This window comes from Pseudomonas sp. p99-361, from assembly GCF_003935475.1.
Classification (GTDB): domain Bacteria; phylum Pseudomonadota; class Gammaproteobacteria; order Pseudomonadales; family Pseudomonadaceae; genus Aquipseudomonas; species Aquipseudomonas juntendi.
Genome location: NZ_RHQO01000010.1, coordinates 41,167 through 56,383, shown reverse-complemented (window position 1 = coordinate 56,383; position 15,217 = coordinate 41,167). Strand labels below are relative to the sequence as shown.

Here is a 15,217-nt window from a genome sequence, read left to right as displayed (position 1 = left end):
AGCAGGCCGCCGCAGCCGCAGGCGCGGCTCGGGACCACTAGGCCTTGCGCGGCAGGTTCAGGCTCACCCGCAGCCCGCCCAACGGGCTTTGCTGCAACGCCAGCTGCCCTCCCCAGGCCTCCACGATGTCGCGCACGATGCCCAAGCCCAGGCCGTGCCCGTCCACCTGTTCATCCAGCCGCGACCCACGCCCCAGCACCTGCTGGCGCTGCCCCTCGGGAATGCCTGGCCCATCATCATCGACCCACAGCCGATACCCTTCGGCATCCGCCTCGGCCCCCAGGCGCACTTCGCTGTCAGCCCATTTGCAGGCGTTGTCCAGCAGGTTGCCCAGCAGCTCCAGAACGTCTTCACGGTCCCATGGCAGTGACAGCCCAGGCGGCACATCACTGGCCAGCAGCAAACCTTCGCCATGGATCATGCCCAGGGTTTCGAGCAGGCCGGGCAACTCGGCATCGCAATCGAACTGCGCGCCTGGCAGGGCGTCGCCGGCCAGGCGCGCCCGGTTCAACTCACGGGCCAGGCGTTGCTGGATCTGCTCCAGTTGCTCACGCATCTGCGCGCTGACTTGCGGCAAATCCTTGAGGCGCTCGCTCGACGCCAGACTGAGCAGCACTGCCAGCGGTGTTTTCAGCGCATGGCCAAGGTTGCCCAGGGCATTGCGGGAACGGCGCAGGCTGTCTTCGGTGTGGCTGAGCAAATGGTTGATCTGCCCCACCAACGGGGCCAACTCGCTGGGGACTTCGGCATCCAGTTGCGAACGCTGCCCCTGCTGCAGCTGGGCGATCTGCTGACGAGCCCGCTCCAGCGGCCGTAACGAGCGGGTGACGGTAATGCGCTGCAGCACCAGCACCAGGATCAACGCCACCAGGCCCATGCCCAGGCCTATCTGTTGCAGGCGCCGGAACCCCTGGCGTACCGGGGAATAGTCCTGGGCCACGCTGATGGAAATATCCTGCCCCAGGCGCCGGTAGTCGGCACGCAGGGCCAACAGGTGCTGCCCTTCCGGCCGCAGCTCATGGCTGTCGGAAAGCCCTGGGGCCGCCGGTTTGGGCATATCCAGGTCCCACAACGAGCGAGAACGCCAGGTGCCCTGGTCAAAGTCGATGCGGAAGTAGTAGCCGGAAAACGGCCGCTGATAAGCCGCCGAGATACGCCGCTCGTCCAGCTGCAGGCCGGACGGCCCCCGCACCAGGGCCACCAGCAGGTTCTCGCTTTCCTTGCGCAGGCCGTTTTCCAGGTAGCGTTGCAGGCCGGCTTCGAACAACCACAGGGTCAGTTGTGCCAGCATCACGCCCACCACCACCAGCACAGCGACCAGGCCCAGGCTCAAGCGCGCCTGGATCGACTTCACTCGGCGCTCCCGGCGTAGATGTAACCTTGCCCACGGCGGGTTTCGATCACGCTGCGCCCCAGCTTGCGGCGCAAGTGATTGACGTGCACCTCCAATACATTGGAGTCACGCTCTGTTTCACCGTCGTACAGGTGTTCGGCCAAGTGGCTTTTGGACAGGATCTGCTGCGGGTGCAGCATGAAGTAGCGCAGCAAGCGAAACTCGGCAGCGGTCAGCTGGATATCTACACCTTCGCGGCTCACGCATTGGCGGCCTTCATCCAGGTGCAAGCCGGCCGCTTCCAGCCTGGGCTGGTTGGCCAGGCCGCGGGCACGGCGCAACAGCGCCTGTATGCGCAACTGCAACTCTTCGGGGTGAAACGGCTTGCTCAGGTAGTCATCGGCCCCTGCCTTCAACCCTTCGATACGCTCGGCCCAGGAGCCGCGCGCGGTCAGGATCAGCACCGGCGTGGCCAACGCAGCGGCACGCCACTGGGCGAGCACCTCCAGGCCCGGCATGCCCGGCAAGCCGAGGTCGAGGATGATCAGGTCATAAGGCTCGCACTGGCCCTGGTACACCGCGTCACGGCCATCGGCCAGCCAGTCCACGGCATAGCCCTGGCGTTGCAAGCCGGCAATCAGCTCATCGGCCAGCGGTACGTTGTCCTCGACAAGCAACAGGCGCATTCAGTCGTCTTCCTCATCTTTAAGCAGGGCGCCGGTGCTGGCGTCAAGTTTGATTTCGCGAACCACGCCAGCAGGTGTCAGCAGCTCGACCTCATATTCGTAGCGATCATCGTCCTCTTCCAGTTCGGCTTCCAGCAAACGCGCCCCGGGGTAACGCCCCAGGGCGGTTTCCAGCAACTGTTCGAGTGGCAGGATGACGCCCTTTTGCCGCAGCTTCAGGGCTTCATCCTGGTCGAGGTCGCGGGCGGCTGCCAGCGAGCACACGGCCAGCAGCGCCAGCGCCAGGTAGCGCGCTGGCCGTGGTAAGCGACGCATCAGTTGTCTCGCTCATCCTTCACCACTTCACCGGTCTTGGCGTCCAGTGCCACGTCCCATTCCACGTTCTGGGTATCGCGCAGCTCGACTTTGTAGATGTAACGGCCGTACTCGTCTTCCAGCTCGGAATCGGTAACGGTGGCGCCGGGGTGCTTGGCCATGGCAGTGGCCTTGAGTTCGTCCAGCGACTTGATTGTCTTGGCGTTTACCAGTTTGACCACTTCGTCGGGCTGCACATCCTTAGCGAAAGCGGCATTGGCGCCCAGGGCAAGGGCGGCGGCGGTGAACAGGGCAGTCAAGGTTTTCATCGTGCTTCTCTCCTGAGAGCTGTACAAGTTGTCTACGGGGTTAAGATTACCCGGCGGTCCTTAATTCAACCTGAAAGCAACGGGCGGCATGATAGCGCAGCCTGCGGGCCCCTGTGATGTTCCACCGCGCCGTTGCATCGGCACGCAGTATTCGCTTCACCGAACCTTATAATCACCGGCTCGATACCCAGGAGATCCGTCATGAGCGCCATCCACATCAAATACCCTGCGCTCACGTTCAAGGCGGGCCAACGTGCCCTACGGCACATCCGCGAACGCGGGCTACAGGCGGCCGATGTGGGTGTACTGCCAGGCGCGGCGGGCGGGCCGAAGCCACTCGGCATCCAAGGCCTGGACCTGGCCCTGTTCGGTGAGTGGCTACCGTCGGCACCCCGCCAACGCGCACTGATCGGCGCCTCGATCGGCGCCTGGCGCTTCGCCAGTGCCTGCCTGCAAGACCCGGTAGCCGGCATCCGCCGGCTTGGCGAACTGTATACCGAGCAAGACTTTGCCAAAGGGGTTACACCGGCAGAAATCAGCCGCAGTTGCGCAACAATGCTCGATGACCTGCTGCAGGGCCGCGACGCCCAGTTGCTGGCCAACCCGCACTATCGCCTGAACATCCTGGTGGTGAAAAGCCATGGTCAGCTCGCCCACGACCAGCGCGCCCGCCTGGGCCTCGGCCTGGGCTCGGTGGTCGCCAGCAATCTTTTGGGCCGGGCACGCCTGGCGCGCCACTTCGAGCGCATCATCCTGCATGACGGGCGTAGCGCGCCGCCGCTCGATGCCTTGACCGACTTCCCTTCGCGCTGTCTGCCGCTGGACCTGGCCAACCTGCGCCAGGCCCTGCTCGCCTCGGGCTCGATCCCGATGGTCATGCAGGGGGTGAAGGATATTCCTGGGGCGGGCGCCGGTACTTACCGCGACGGCGGCTTGCTCGATTACCACCTCGACCTGCCTTACCACGGCGACGACCTGGTGCTGTACCCGCACTTCACCGACAAGGTCATACCCGGCTGGTTCGACAAGGCGCTGCCCTGGCGCAAGGGCGATGCCAGGCGGTTGCAGAACGTGTTGCTGATGACGCCCTCGCCGCACTATCTGGCCGCCCTGCCCTTCGGCAAGTTGCCAGACCGCAACGACTTCAAGCGTTTCATGGGCGATGCCGCGGGGCGCAAACGCTATTGGTACAAGGCCATTGCCGAAAGCCAGCGGCTGGGCGACGAATTGCTGGAACTGGTCGCCACCGGGCGGCTGCATGAACGCCTGCAAGCCTTGTAGCGGTCATGCTGTTAAACTGCGCGCATTATTGATTCACTCAGAGTTCTGACAGCGTGGAAATCTTCAAGGATTCAACAGTGGATTCCCGCCGAAAACCGCGCGATACCACAAACAGCCATGACGCCCTGAATGCGGCGTCATTGGCGTATCGCCGCGTACCACGCTGTACCTTCCCAATGACCAAAACGTAGTACATCATCCAGTACATCCAACGACCAGCAAGAGGCAATGTACTAGTGGCGCTCACGGACACCGCGGCCAGGCAGGCCAAGCCCCGGGAAAAGGGCTACACCCTAGCGGACTCGCTCGGGCTGACGCTGTACATCGCCAACACTGGCGTGAAGAGCTGGCACTTCAGGTTCACCTGGCTTGGCAAGCAGGCCAGGATCTCGCTTGGTACTTACCCAGAAGTCGGATTGAAGGAAGCGCGTGCGCGGAGGGATGAGGCGCGCGAAGAGGTTGCGCAAGGTAAGGACCCGCGCGAATCGAGGAGGGAGAAGAAGATTGAGCGCCTGGGCGCCCAAGAAAGGACATTCCGCCGCGTCTATGAAGAGTGGCTTGAATTCAGGAAGGGAGGCCTGACCGAGTCAACGGTCAAGGTTATTTCAAACGCAATGGAGCTGGATGTACTTCCGGCATTTGGCCCGCGCCAGATCGACAGCATCAGGCGCGCTGACGTGATTACGCTGATCCGCCGCATAGAGCGGCGCGGCTCGATCACTACCGCCGTTAAGACTCGGCAGTGGACGGGCCAGGTCTTCCGCTATGCGGTTGCGATCGGAATGATTGAGGTAAACCCCACGGCGGAAATGCACGCTGTGACAGAGAAGATGGCGCCGCACAAGAACCGGCCGTTCCTGACCTTCGACGAGATGCCGACCATCATCAAGGCTATTGAGGCGAGCCAGTCAGGCCTACAGCTGCAGTGCGCCACCAAGCTGCTCATCCTGACAGCCTGCCGCCCGGCAGAGGTGCGCAAGGCCGAGTGGTCAGAGATCGATCTGGAAACCGCGACCTGGTCCATCCCGGCCGCCAAGATGAAGATGCGCCGCGACCACGTGGTGCCACTATCGCGCCAAGCGGTCGAGATTCTGCGCTTGATGCTGCCGATATCCGGGAACCTGAAGTACGTTTTCCCGAACCGGACGGACCCCATTCGGCCGATCGGCATCAACTACGCGGTGAACCTGATGGACCGGTGTGGCTACACCGGCCGCCAGTCGCCGCACGGGTTCCGGCACTTGTTCTCGACAGAGATGAACAGCCGCGGCTACAACAAGGACTGGATCGAGCGCCAGCTTGCCCATGCCGACAGCAGTACAATCCGCGACGTGTACAACCACGCCACCTATATAGAGCAGCGGCGCCGGATGATGCAGGAATGGGCTGACATGGTATTGCCGGATCGTCATTGAGGACTCTAGCGGCGGTCATGGTCCCGAATGCTGTGGGTCACCACACCCCAAACCTCGAAGTGGTCACCCTCCATGATGTACCTGGACGGGAACTTCGGGTTGTCCGGTACCAGAACCACCTGGCGGTCACGGATGATCATCCGCTTGCAGGTGGCATCGCCGTTCAGCGCGGCGATGATGATGCTGCCTGACTTTGGCTCAGCGAGGCGATCGACTATCAGCAGGTCGCCGGTATAGATGCCGGCCCCCTGCATGCTGTCGCCCTCCACCTTGACCAGGTAGACGTTGGGCGCGTGCAGCTTGAGCAGATCGTCGATGGAGACCTGCAAGTGGTCAGTTTCTGAGGGCATGGTTGAAGGCATGGTGGCTGGCCGATTACTGGATATATATACAGTATCTTATGGGCAGGCCAACTCAGGCAACAGCCGGTCAGCGGCAGGATTCAACAGCAGCCTCCAGCTGCTTCTCGTATCCGATCCGCTGCCGGCGCTCTGCCAGCAGCGCCCGCACCTTCACTTCCAGGCTGTCGGTCTTTCGCAGCCCGGCAGCTGCCCAGGGCGGAACAGCCACCTCCGGCGCCCGGCACGGCACCTGCACTGGCACCTCGACGCGCACGTACTGGACCTCTGGCGCGACCTCCCCTGCGCAGCCGGCCAGCAGGGCGATGCCTGCGAGCACCCCCACCCCGCGCAGGATTCGACCTGCAGCACCTGCACCGCCTGCACTTTTGTGCAAGACCTGCACTTGTTCGCTGCTCCTGCAGGGCCCACCTTGGTGGCCACCCTCAAGCCCAGAAGCCATGCGGGTTCCAGTGGTAATTTCGCCTGCTTGATGGCCGGGCAGGCCCACCCCTAAATCGGTCATAGCCCTAGCTCCAGATCGATGATTGAGGTGGCGGCAGCGCATTGGTCGCCGCCGGTGCGCTCCTGCTGCAGGCGGTTTGCCGCCGCATAGTCGACTTTTGCGCCGGCCCCGGCTTCGGCCACCGCCTGCGCGACCCTGGCCTGGCGCTCATTCGCCGCCAGGGTCAGGTCGCCCAGGGCCTTCCCCTGTTCTTGCGCCAGGCCTGCAAGGTTGTCTCGCGCCGCTGTGCATGCTGCGACCCGGTCCTGCTCCTCGTCCAGAGCCGGCCGGAAATGGCTGGTGGCGAGCCAGACGCCCACTGCCACGCCGAGCAGGGCCATCAGGGCGGCACCGGCAAGCCGCATCACCCAGTCGTTCATATCGCCTCCAGGAACAGATCCCGCTCAGCGGCCCGCCGGCGGACCAGCCCGGACAGCACCTGCCCGCCGGCCTTGTTCCAGCGCGGAAACTGCTCGGCAGCAGCTGCGTAGTTGCCCGCATTGAGCAGCCGGCGGAGCGTGGATGATTCGAGGTTGGCCGCGCCCAGGTTGTAGGTGAAGCTCATCAGGGCGTCCCACTGGTTTTGGTTCAGCGGCGCGGTGATCAGGCGCTGCACCTCTGGCTCGAAGCGCTGCACGTCGTTAAGCAGCATACGCTCGGCCTGCTCCTTGCTGATCTTCATGCCAGCCTTCACACCCCGGGTGGCGCCGTAGCCGATGGTCCAGACGCCGACAGAATCCTGATAGGCCTGCAGGCGCAGGCCCTCGAACGACTTGATGAGGTTCAAGCCGCGTTGCGATGTGCGCATGGGTATTCTCCAGGCGAAAAAAGCCCGCGTTGAGCGGGCATTGGGTGGTTGCGAACGCCGTCAGGCAGCAGGCGCCTCAGGCTCTGGTGCTGGCTCTGCCGGATCTTTTGCGCTGATGGAGACTTTGGCGGTGTAGTCCTTCAGCACTTGGGCGACACAGACCTGGGCGGCCGGGAACTGGCTCAAGATCTCGCGGGCTCGGGCGTCGGCCTCCTCCTGGGTGGCGTAGCGAGTTTTGTTGGCAACTTCGTAGTCATTGCTCAGGTTGATGGCGACAAATGGCATGGGTAAATCTCCAGGCAAAAGAAGCCCGCTCGATGGCGGGCATTGGGTAGTTGGCTTGGGTTCAAGCCTTGGGGTATTGCTGTTTGATCTGCTGCAGGGTCGAGAAAAACGGCTCTGCTTTGGGCATGTGCCCTTGATTCATGGCATGCCACAGCATGTCCAGTTGTTCCTCCACCGGCGGATACTCGGCCGCACGGCGCTTGGTGTGGTCGCACTTATGCTGAATTTTCAACGGTGAACTCCTGATCGCGGTATGGCCAAAGGCTGACCGTGACGGTGTAGATACCCGGCGCCGAAAATCCCAGCTCGATGTCACTGCCGTCAGCGGTGTAGGTTTCGCTCTCGATGTTGACGGCGGCACCTTCGTGCACCCCCTTCAACCAGAGCCCTTGGAGAACCGCCCCCATCTGGGGACGCTCCTTGAGCATCTGCCCCACCACGAAGTGTTCGGCCGGCCTTGCCGGTGTGGCCACCTGGATGAAAGGCCGGTCGGTGTTGAGTCTGATGATCTGCTTCCCATACTCGGGCGGGCAGCTGACGGCAAATACGATCCGGCCGTCAGGCTCATAGGCTGCGAAGTGTCCAGTGTTGCTCATCGTTTGGTTCCCATCGCAAAGAGGTTATGATTTCTCACGCCGACACCCGTGTTCTCCCCCCACCACTTCACAGTGATGACGAAATAACCAGGGCCAACGCCGATTGATCCCGTCAGGTTAGGGAAGCCATCCGCCCAATCGCCGCCACCTTCCGCGATCACCAAGCCGTTGATGTCCATCTGAAATTGGTATTTACGGATACCACTGCCAAACCCTTGGTAGCAGCTGTACTGGGCGGTGATGAAACCGCCCTCGTCCATATGCACGCCGACAGCGACCAGGTTTTGCCATTGGCCTACCCCCGCACCCAGCACATTCCCGGGGCTGCTTGCCGATACCGGCACAGTGACCGCGTTACCACGAATTCGCAGCGTGTCGATTTCCGCCACCCCGATCTTCGCGGACGTAATCGCACCGTTGGCGATCTTGGCGTTGATGATGCTGCCATCACGAATGAAGGCATCATTCATAAACACCTGGCCGCCTTGAATCGCAAACGGGCTGACGTAACCATTGCCGGCGGCGTTGATTACCGCGAACTGGTCCGCCAAGACGGCCACGACCGACTGCAGCACACCATTCTGGTTCTGAATGCCTACTCCAATCCCACCGAGCGCATAAACTCCGCTTTGCGTAACTGCAACCTTGATCGAGAACTGAGCGTTGACCCGATTATTCAATCCGGTCTGCGCGGTACTGATCTGCTGTACCGAAGCATTGGTGGCCCCCAAGGACGATTGGGTGGTCTGGATCTGCTGGCTAAGTGCACCATCTGCATCGGCCCGCGCTTTGGCTTCATTCTGAATCGCTGCGTCCGCATCACCGACCGACGCATACAACCCGTCGATCCGCAGCCCCTCGGCGGTGAGCTTGCCGCCCTGCTGGGTAACGTTGCTCTCCAGGCTGGCCACCGCCTGCGCCGAGGCGGCCGCCGAGCGGCGGCCAACCGCGATGTAGGCAATGTCGATTTCGCCCGACGCGTCCACCGAGTTCATCATATCCAGGCGAATGGCGATGATGCTTTTGCCGTTCCAGCCCGCGTGGCCCGACAGGTCAAACTCAATGTCTTGCCAATCGTCGGTGGTCAGACTGATGGTCCACGCCATGCGGCGAGCCTCAGCCAGGCCACCGTCCTCGTTTGCCCAATACATCTGGGCGCCCGCACGGGTGGTGTTGCGTCGACGCAGCCGGATACGTAGGTAAGGGTTCTCGGCGCCGGCGATTGCCGGGGTGAAGTTGCACTGCAGGTTCGGGCACTTGCCCGCCGTGGCAAACAGCGGCCCAGCGGTAAAGGTCGAACCGGCGATGGTACCTACCCATCCTTGGGTAGAGCCGATGAACTCCCAGGACTTGCCCGCCACGAATGGCTGGGCCGTTCCAATGCTGTTTTTCAGCTGGGTGATATCGCTGCTGTTGCTGGTCAGGACGCCCTCGGCAGTGCCAACACGGTTGCTCAGCAGGCTCACCGCCGACGCGTCCGCCTTGGTCGCTGCCAAGGCACTGGCAGCCGCCGCAGCTGCAGCCGCATCCGTGGCCACCTTGTCGGTGACAGCCACCCAGGTGCTGCCGTTCCAGCGCTTCGGCGTGTTCGCATTGCCGGTGGTGTCGATCCATAGGTTCTGGGAAATCCGATCCGCAACGGCCGGCGCGGTCGACTGGTACAACACCTTGCCTTTGGTGCCAGCCGCGTCGGACGCCGCTTGTGCCGCCTGCTGCGCCGCCGTGACGTTGCCATTGGTGGTCGTCAGACTGTTCTGCAGTCCCGTGATCGCCTGGCCTTGCGTGGTCAGCTTGCCTTCGTTATCGCTGACTTTGGTGCTCAGGCTCTGCACCGCCAAGGCATCCGCCTTGCTCTGGGCGACGGCCAAGGCGTTGGCCGCCGCCGCCGCTGCGTCGGTTGCAACTTTGTCCGTGACCGCAACCCAGGCGCTACCATTCCAGCGTTTTGGCGTGTTGGCATTGCCAGTGGTATCAATCCACAGGTTCTGCGCCAGGCGCTTGTCTGTAGCCGGCGCGGTAGAGCCGTAAATGACCTCCCCTTTGGCGCCGGCCGCCGCCGCCGCCGCTTGGGCAGCCTGCTGTGCAGCAGTGACGCCCTGGTTGGTAGTATTCAACCCTCCTTGCAGTGAAATGATGGATTGTCCGTGGGAGACCAAACCTTGCTCAGTCTGCTCGACCCTCCCAGACAGCAGGTTGGTAGCCGAGACGTTCGCGGCGATTTCACCTGCCGCAACCTGCCCATTGTCACGCCATCCCGTTGCGCGTGAACCGTACTCAGCTTGCGGCCTGGCCAGCTCCAAAGTGCCGTTCACAGCCGCTGCCGTCTGGCTATGAACACGGAAATATACGTTGAATCGAACAGCCCCCTCAGGGGCCACCGCTGTGAACGAGTGTCGGCTACCTTCAACCGTGATCGGCATGAATCCATTGGCCGGCGCCGAGATTACCGTGCCGGCTTCGTTAATCCACTGGTAGATGATGCGCAGGGCCAGCAAGCCCGCCTCCGCCATGCGGCGGGCGTTGACCGATGTGGTGACGCTCTGCCCGCCCGCTACCCTTGGCCGCTGGGTTGACTGGGTGACCAGCGAAAAATAGGGGCTCGCGTTCGTGACGCCAGTGACCGCGACCCGCAACGCCCGCTCTCCCGAGTTCAACCAGGACGGCACCCTGCTTGGGTTTCTGGGTGCACTACCCTCCAGCACCCACCCATCTGGCACGTTGGCATCGGTCGCGCTGGCACGATTGAAAGTGGGATTGTACAGCAGGTTCTCCCCGCCCACCTCGGCGATCGCGGCGTCAATCGCCGTCATCGCCTGACCTTGGGCGGTAATGTCCTGGCCATGCTGGGCGATCGTGTTGGACAAGGTCTGCACGGTCGACGCATCGGCCTTCTTGGCCACCTCGGTCAGCGCTGACTGCGCTGCCGCAGCTGCATCGGTAGCCACCTTGTCAGTCACGGCTACCCAGCTGCTGCCGTTCCAGCGTTTCGGCGTGTTGGCGTTGCCGGTGGTGTCGAGCCACAGGTTCTGCGTCAGGCGCTTATCCGCTGCAGGGGCGGCCGATCCATAGATCACCTCGCCCTTGGCACCTGCGGCTGTCGCTGCCGCTTGCGCCGCCTGCTGGGCAGCAGTCACCCCCTGATTGGTCGTGGTCAGGCCGTTCTGCAGGCCGATAATCGACTGACCCTGCGTGGTCAGTTTGCCATCGGCGTCACTGACGGCACTGCTCAGGTTGGATACGGCTTCCGCCGAGGCCGCAATCGAACGGCGCCCTACCGCGATATAGGCAATGTCGATTTCGCCGGTGGTATCCGACGCACTCATCATGTCAAGACGAATCGCCAGAATGTTCTTGCCGTTCCAACCGGCGTGGCCAGACAGGTCAATCTCGATATCCTGCCAATCGGTCGTGGTGGTGTTGATCGTCCAGGCCATGCGCCGGGCTTCGGCCAACCCGCCATCTTCGTTCGCCCAATACATCTGGGCGCCTGCGCGGGTGGTGTTGCGCCGACGCAGGCGGATACGCAGGTAAGGGTTCTCGGCGCCGGCGATTGCCGGGGTGAAGTTGCACTGCAGGTTCGGGCAGCTACCGGCCGTGGCGAACAACGGGCCGGCAACAAACGTCGAACCGCTGAGGGTGCCAAACCAACCCCGCGTCGAACCCGTGAACTCCCACGCCTTGCCGGCCACAAACGACTGCGCGGCACTCAGGCTGTTCTTGAGCTGGGTGATATCGCTCCCCTGGCTGGTAAGAACGCCTTCGGCACTGTCGACCCGATTGCCCAGCGACTGAACCGCCGAGGCCTCAGCCTTCTTGCTCACACTATCGGTCAACGAAGTCAGGGCTTGGCTCTGCGACAAAAGCTGCTGATCCTGCGCCTTGTCCTTGTCTTCGGTAGCCGCCACCCGGGTGGTGACCTGCTGCAGCGCCTGCGAGCTGGCCTTGCCGTCGATGCTGGTCTGCATGCCGTCCATGCGGGTGGCTTGCGACGTGAGCTTGCCCTCGGCATCGCTGACCCGGGTGGTCAGGCTGCTGACTACCGTGGCGTCGGCCTTAGTCTGGGCCAAGGCCAATGCGCCGGCGGCAGCTGCGGCAGCATCGGTTGCAACCTTGTCAGTTACAGCGACCCAGGCGGTGCCACTCCACCTCTTCGGCGTGTTGGCATTGCTGGTGGTGTCGATCCAAAGGTTCTGAGCCAGACGGTCGGCGACGGCAGGCGCGGCCGACTGAACAATGACCTTGCCCTTCCCGCCCGCCAGCGTGGCCGCATCCTGCGCAGCCTGCTGGGCAGCCGACACGTTGCCATTGGTGGTGGTTAGGCTCGACTGCAGGCCCGAGATCTGCTGGGCCTGGGCTGAGGTGGCGCCCTCCAGGGTTTCGACTTTGGTTTCCATGGTCTGGACGCGCGCGGCAATGCCGTTGGCCGTAACTACAGCTAGGCCAACATCGGTCCAGTAGGCGGTGTTCGGCGGCGGCGTGTTCAGCGGCACGGTTTTCAGGGCCTGGTACAACTTACCATCGCTGCCCAGGGCGCTTTGCCCGACGCTGTAGGCCTTGTCTTTCCGGTACGGCAACGAGCCGGCCAAGGCCGAGACGTTGGCGATCTGCTGCTGCAGGTCGGCCTTGGCAGCCGACACATCAACGCTCACAGCGGTGATCTGCTGCTGCAAGTTGCCTTTGGTGGTGTTGAGGGCGTTGTTTACCTCACTGATCTGCTGGACCAGTTCGGTCTTGGCCGTCCCTATCCGATCGTTCACCGACCCAGGGCCATTCTTGTCTATCAGGTCGATTCGGCTGGTAAGCTCCTGGCCCAGTTCACTCTCGGTGATCTGATCCTTGATCTGCTCGAGGATCGCGCCAGCATCAGCGCTCGCCATTCCGGCAACCACTGCCGGGGCCTCCGGGAAGAACGGGCCGAGGTTGCCGGTGCGATCCACCAGGCGCGCCCAGAAGAAGAAACGCTGCCCGGCGCGCAGGCCCTGCATGACGTGCTCGTTCTGCGGATAAGCCAGGTCGGCCAGCTTGGTGGCCAAGCCCAGATCGGTGCCTTCGCTGTACCACAGCTCCGTTCGCTGGGTGTCCTCGGCGCCCGCTGGAAAGCCCCACTTGATGCCGATGCCAAACAGCAGACTTTCGGTATCCAGGAACGTAACGGCCGGCGGCAGGCCTTCCTTGCCATTCAGCTGAGTCAGATTCGAGCTTTTCCAGATCGACGTGATGTCGAAGCTACTGACCGCCCGTACCCGAGCCAGGTAAGCGCCAGCGTAGATTCCTACCACATCAACCGAAGCAGCGCCGGTGCGTTGCAGACGAATCCAGTTGCCGTTGTCCTTGCGCCATTCAACATCGTAAGCAACGGCACCCTCCACTGCCGGCCAAGCGATGGTCATGGTGCTGACCGCGATGCCTTGATCAATCATGTGGGTAGACGACAGCGTCACGCTCGCCGGCGGCTGCACGGTGGTCACCGGGGTGACGCTGATCGGGCGGTCGTCCAGCTTGGCGCCGGTATCGATCGCTGCAAACTTGCTCGGATTGAACTCAAGCGCGGTGATCTCGTACTCGCCTTCCTGTGTGCGCGTCGTTTTCAGCACGCGGAACAACTGCACCGCCAGGTCGTCGTAGTCGATTGCCCACTGCAGCTCAGGTTCAGGCTGGACCCCGTAATCGGTAGTCACCGTGACCGCGCGCCCAGCTACCGATTGCACGGTGCGCGCCTGAGCAGTCCCATTCGGCAGGTTCAAGATCAGACGATCACCGGCCTTGATCGGCGTGTCACGGTCCAGGGTCACCACGCGGCCGGCTGCGGAGGCGATCCGGCCACCGTTCGGCCGCCCGGCAACCAGTTCATCAGCCACAGGAATGACGTAGCCCGGCAGCGGAATGCGACCCTCCATGCCGGTCTTGAAGGTGACGGTGCGGTCCTGGCTGTTGCTCAACAGCGCCCACTTACCGCGGCGTTGGGCCTCGGAGGCGCGGGTGCAGCCAATCGCCGACAGCTCGATTGGGCGATCGCGGTACCGGCGCTGGAGCGACAGATCGGTCACCGGAATGACGTCGGTGTCGTAGTTGTTGGCCGGGTTGTCGTAGCTGACCAGGGCGCGGCTGTAGTGCGTGTTGCGCTCCGCGCCGCCATACACGAACTCGCCGTCGATGACGTTGGCCCGGGTGAAGACGTAGTCGATATCCTGGGCGCGCGGCATGTCCGCCTGCATGAACAGGGAGCCGTGAGCCCAGTACACCATGCCCCGGTAGATGGCTGCCAAGTCACGGAGCAGCGTCCAGGCCTCGGAGCGGCCCTGCAGGTTCATGTCGCACAGATAGCGCGGCTCTTGACCACCCACGCCATCCGGCACCAGCTGGTCGCAGTATTGGGCGATGCGGTACATCTCCCACTTGTCGACCATCCACGACTTGATGCGCTTGCCCAGGCCGAAACGATCCTCGACGCACAGCCCGTAGGTCACGAACGCTGGGTTGTTGGTCCAGGCCTGCTTGAAGGTGCCGTCCCATACGCCTGTGTAGGTACGGGCTACCGGGTCGTAGTTGGTCGGTACCGGCCAACGCTTGGCCTTGCACTTCACGGTGACAGCCGGGATGTTCTGGAACTGCTGGGCGTCAAACTCGATGTACAGCAGCGCGGTGTTCGGGTAGCGCAGCTTCTGGTCGATGATCTCGGTGTAGCCAGCGATGGTCATCGTGTCGGCGATTGTGCCGCTGTTGGCGTTTGGGGTAATCCGGCGCACACGCAGCATCCAGCCGGAGGTCGCCTTGGGCAGGTTCACACGCACGGAGCGCTGGTAGCCATTGGTGGTCTTGCCGTCCACGGCGCCGAGGTGTGCCTCGACGTAGGCGCCGCCGTCGGTGGCGATATCGATCGCGTACTCGATGCGGTAGCCGTTGGTGTTGCCGTTGCTGTCCTGCTGCGCCAGGCGCGGCCAAGTCATGCGCACGCGCACGGCCGAGAGTTGGGTGTTGCTCAGGGCGCGGGTGAACGGGTTGTCGCTGCGCAGCTCGACGTTGACGGTGGTTTCGTTCTCAATCGAAGGAATGCCCTGGATGTACTCCTGCTCGACGGAGCCTGGGCGCCACTCCCACTTCACGCCTGGGAAATTCACATTGCCGCTGGCGTCCATGATCGGCGTGTTGTCGAGGTAGATGTCACGGTCGGTTGGCCTACCGTCGAATTCGCCCTCACCCACGGCCAGCAGGATCTTGGCGATGTTCGTCGACTGCAGGCTGTCCGGTGCCTCGACCGGAGTTTTCGGCTTGCTGTCGCCGCCCTTGGCGCCGGTGATTTCCAGATGATCTACAGGGCCCATGCTTTCCTCCGGGCGAAAAAAAACC

14 protein-coding genes are annotated in these 15,217 nt (G+C 63.0%); 2 read left to right on the top strand and 12 right to left on the bottom strand.

The window, feature by feature from the left end:
- Positions 1 to 37: 37 nt before the first annotated feature.
- Genes EGJ22_RS06910 through EGJ22_RS06895 form a run of 4 tightly spaced genes read right to left on the bottom strand, consistent with a single transcriptional unit; the run spans position 38 to position 2,642 of the window.
- Positions 38 to 1,354 carry a sensor histidine kinase gene (locus EGJ22_RS06910; protein WP_029886954.1) on the bottom strand — a complete coding sequence of 439 codons (1,317 nt, stop codon included), beginning with the start codon at positions 1,352 to 1,354 and terminating at the stop codon, positions 38 to 40.
- Entirely contained in the window at positions 1,351 to 2,019 is a 669-nt protein-coding gene (locus tag EGJ22_RS06905) for a response regulator transcription factor (RefSeq protein WP_029886953.1), read from the bottom strand. The genes EGJ22_RS06910 and EGJ22_RS06905 overlap by 4 nt, the downstream gene beginning before the upstream one ends.
- Positions 2,020 to 2,334, bottom strand: coding sequence for a PepSY domain-containing protein (locus EGJ22_RS06900; protein WP_009685937.1), 315 nt, complete (start codon positions 2,332 to 2,334; stop codon positions 2,020 to 2,022). It abuts the gene before it with no gap.
- A complete protein-coding gene (locus EGJ22_RS06895) occupies positions 2,334 to 2,642 on the bottom strand; it encodes a PepSY domain-containing protein (protein WP_029886952.1) in 309 nt (102 codons plus the stop codon). Before EGJ22_RS06895 ends, EGJ22_RS06900 begins: the two co-directional genes overlap by 1 nt.
- A gap of 201 nt (positions 2,643 to 2,843) precedes the next feature.
- On the opposite strand from EGJ22_RS06895, the gene EGJ22_RS06890 reads away from it, so the two are divergent.
- Positions 2,844 to 3,923 carry a patatin-like phospholipase family protein gene (locus EGJ22_RS06890; RefSeq protein ID WP_029886951.1) on the top strand — a complete coding sequence of 360 codons (1,080 nt, stop codon included), beginning with the start codon at positions 2,844 to 2,846 and terminating at the stop codon, positions 3,921 to 3,923.
- Positions 3,924 to 4,159: 236 nt separating this feature from the next.
- The gene (locus EGJ22_RS06885) at positions 4,160 to 5,338 is read left to right on the top strand and encodes a tyrosine-type recombinase/integrase (RefSeq protein WP_029886950.1); all 1,179 of its coding nucleotides are present in this window, start codon (positions 4,160 to 4,162) and stop codon (positions 5,336 to 5,338) included.
- A gap of 5 nt (positions 5,339 to 5,343) precedes the next feature.
- Here EGJ22_RS06885 and EGJ22_RS06880 read toward each other — a convergent pair whose 3' ends face one another.
- The 8 genes from EGJ22_RS06880 to EGJ22_RS26770 form a co-directional block, all read right to left on the bottom strand.
- Positions 5,344 to 5,688: a LexA family transcriptional regulator gene (locus EGJ22_RS06880; protein ID WP_230584491.1), complete on the bottom strand. Its 345-nt coding sequence runs from the start codon at positions 5,686 to 5,688 to the stop codon at positions 5,344 to 5,346.
- Between the two features lie 79 nt (positions 5,689 to 5,767).
- Complete coding sequence (locus EGJ22_RS06875; protein ID WP_029886948.1) at positions 5,768 to 6,073, bottom strand: hypothetical protein; 306 nt, start codon at positions 6,071 to 6,073, stop codon at positions 5,768 to 5,770.
- Between the two features lie 125 nt (positions 6,074 to 6,198).
- The gene (locus EGJ22_RS06870; protein WP_054881867.1) at positions 6,199 to 6,561 is read right to left on the bottom strand and encodes a hypothetical protein; all 363 of its coding nucleotides are present in this window, start codon (positions 6,559 to 6,561) and stop codon (positions 6,199 to 6,201) included.
- Positions 6,558 to 6,989, bottom strand: coding sequence for a lysozyme (locus EGJ22_RS06865; RefSeq protein WP_125920171.1), 432 nt, complete (start codon positions 6,987 to 6,989; stop codon positions 6,558 to 6,560). Before EGJ22_RS06865 ends, EGJ22_RS06870 begins: the two co-directional genes overlap by 4 nt.
- Before the next feature lie 60 nt (positions 6,990 to 7,049).
- Positions 7,050 to 7,274: a hypothetical protein gene (locus EGJ22_RS06860; protein WP_029887516.1), complete on the bottom strand. Its 225-nt coding sequence runs from the start codon at positions 7,272 to 7,274 to the stop codon at positions 7,050 to 7,052.
- Positions 7,275 to 7,335: 61 nt separating this feature from the next.
- Complete coding sequence (locus tag EGJ22_RS26085) at positions 7,336 to 7,506, bottom strand: hypothetical protein (protein WP_019750987.1); 171 nt, start codon at positions 7,504 to 7,506, stop codon at positions 7,336 to 7,338.
- The gene (locus tag EGJ22_RS06855) at positions 7,490 to 7,870 is read right to left on the bottom strand and encodes a hypothetical protein (RefSeq protein WP_029887515.1); all 381 of its coding nucleotides are present in this window, start codon (positions 7,868 to 7,870) and stop codon (positions 7,490 to 7,492) included. The genes EGJ22_RS26085 and EGJ22_RS06855 overlap by 17 nt, the downstream gene beginning before the upstream one ends.
- Positions 7,867 to 15,192 carry a phage tail protein gene (locus EGJ22_RS26770; RefSeq protein ID WP_125920170.1) on the bottom strand — a complete coding sequence of 2,442 codons (7,326 nt, stop codon included), beginning with the start codon at positions 15,190 to 15,192 and terminating at the stop codon, positions 7,867 to 7,869. The genes EGJ22_RS06855 and EGJ22_RS26770 overlap by 4 nt, the downstream gene beginning before the upstream one ends.
- Positions 15,193 to 15,217 lie beyond the last annotated feature (25 nt).

What these genes read in the sequence shown, in the direction of transcription:
- EGJ22_RS06905 (WP_029886953.1), bottom strand. Translation starts at nt 2,019, where the DNA reads ATGCGCCTGTTGCTTGTCGAGGACAACGTACCGCTGGCCGATGAGCTG.
- EGJ22_RS06900 (WP_009685937.1), bottom strand. Translation starts at nt 2,334, where the DNA reads ATGCGTCGCTTACCACGGCCAGCGCGCTACCTGGCGCTGGCGCTGCTG.
- EGJ22_RS06895 (WP_029886952.1), bottom strand. Translation starts at nt 2,642, where the DNA reads ATGAAAACCTTGACTGCCCTGTTCACCGCCGCCGCCCTTGCCCTGGGC.
- EGJ22_RS06890 (WP_029886951.1), top strand. Translation starts at nt 2,844, where the DNA reads ATGAGCGCCATCCACATCAAATACCCTGCGCTCACGTTCAAGGCGGGC.
- EGJ22_RS06880 (WP_230584491.1), bottom strand. Translation starts at nt 5,688, where the DNA reads ATGCCCTCAGAAACTGACCACTTGCAGGTCTCCATCGACGATCTGCTC.
- EGJ22_RS06870 (WP_054881867.1), bottom strand. Translation starts at nt 6,561, where the DNA reads ATGAACGACTGGGTGATGCGGCTTGCCGGTGCCGCCCTGATGGCCCTG.
- EGJ22_RS06865 (WP_125920171.1), bottom strand. Translation starts at nt 6,989, where the DNA reads ATGCGCACATCGCAACGCGGCTTGAACCTCATCAAGTCGTTCGAGGGC.
- EGJ22_RS06860 (WP_029887516.1), bottom strand. Translation starts at nt 7,274, where the DNA reads ATGCCATTTGTCGCCATCAACCTGAGCAATGACTACGAAGTTGCCAAC.
- EGJ22_RS06855 (WP_029887515.1), bottom strand. Translation starts at nt 7,870, where the DNA reads ATGAGCAACACTGGACACTTCGCAGCCTATGAGCCTGACGGCCGGATC.
- EGJ22_RS26770 (WP_125920170.1), bottom strand. Translation starts at nt 15,192, where the DNA reads ATGGGCCCTGTAGATCATCTGGAAATCACCGGCGCCAAGGGCGGCGAC.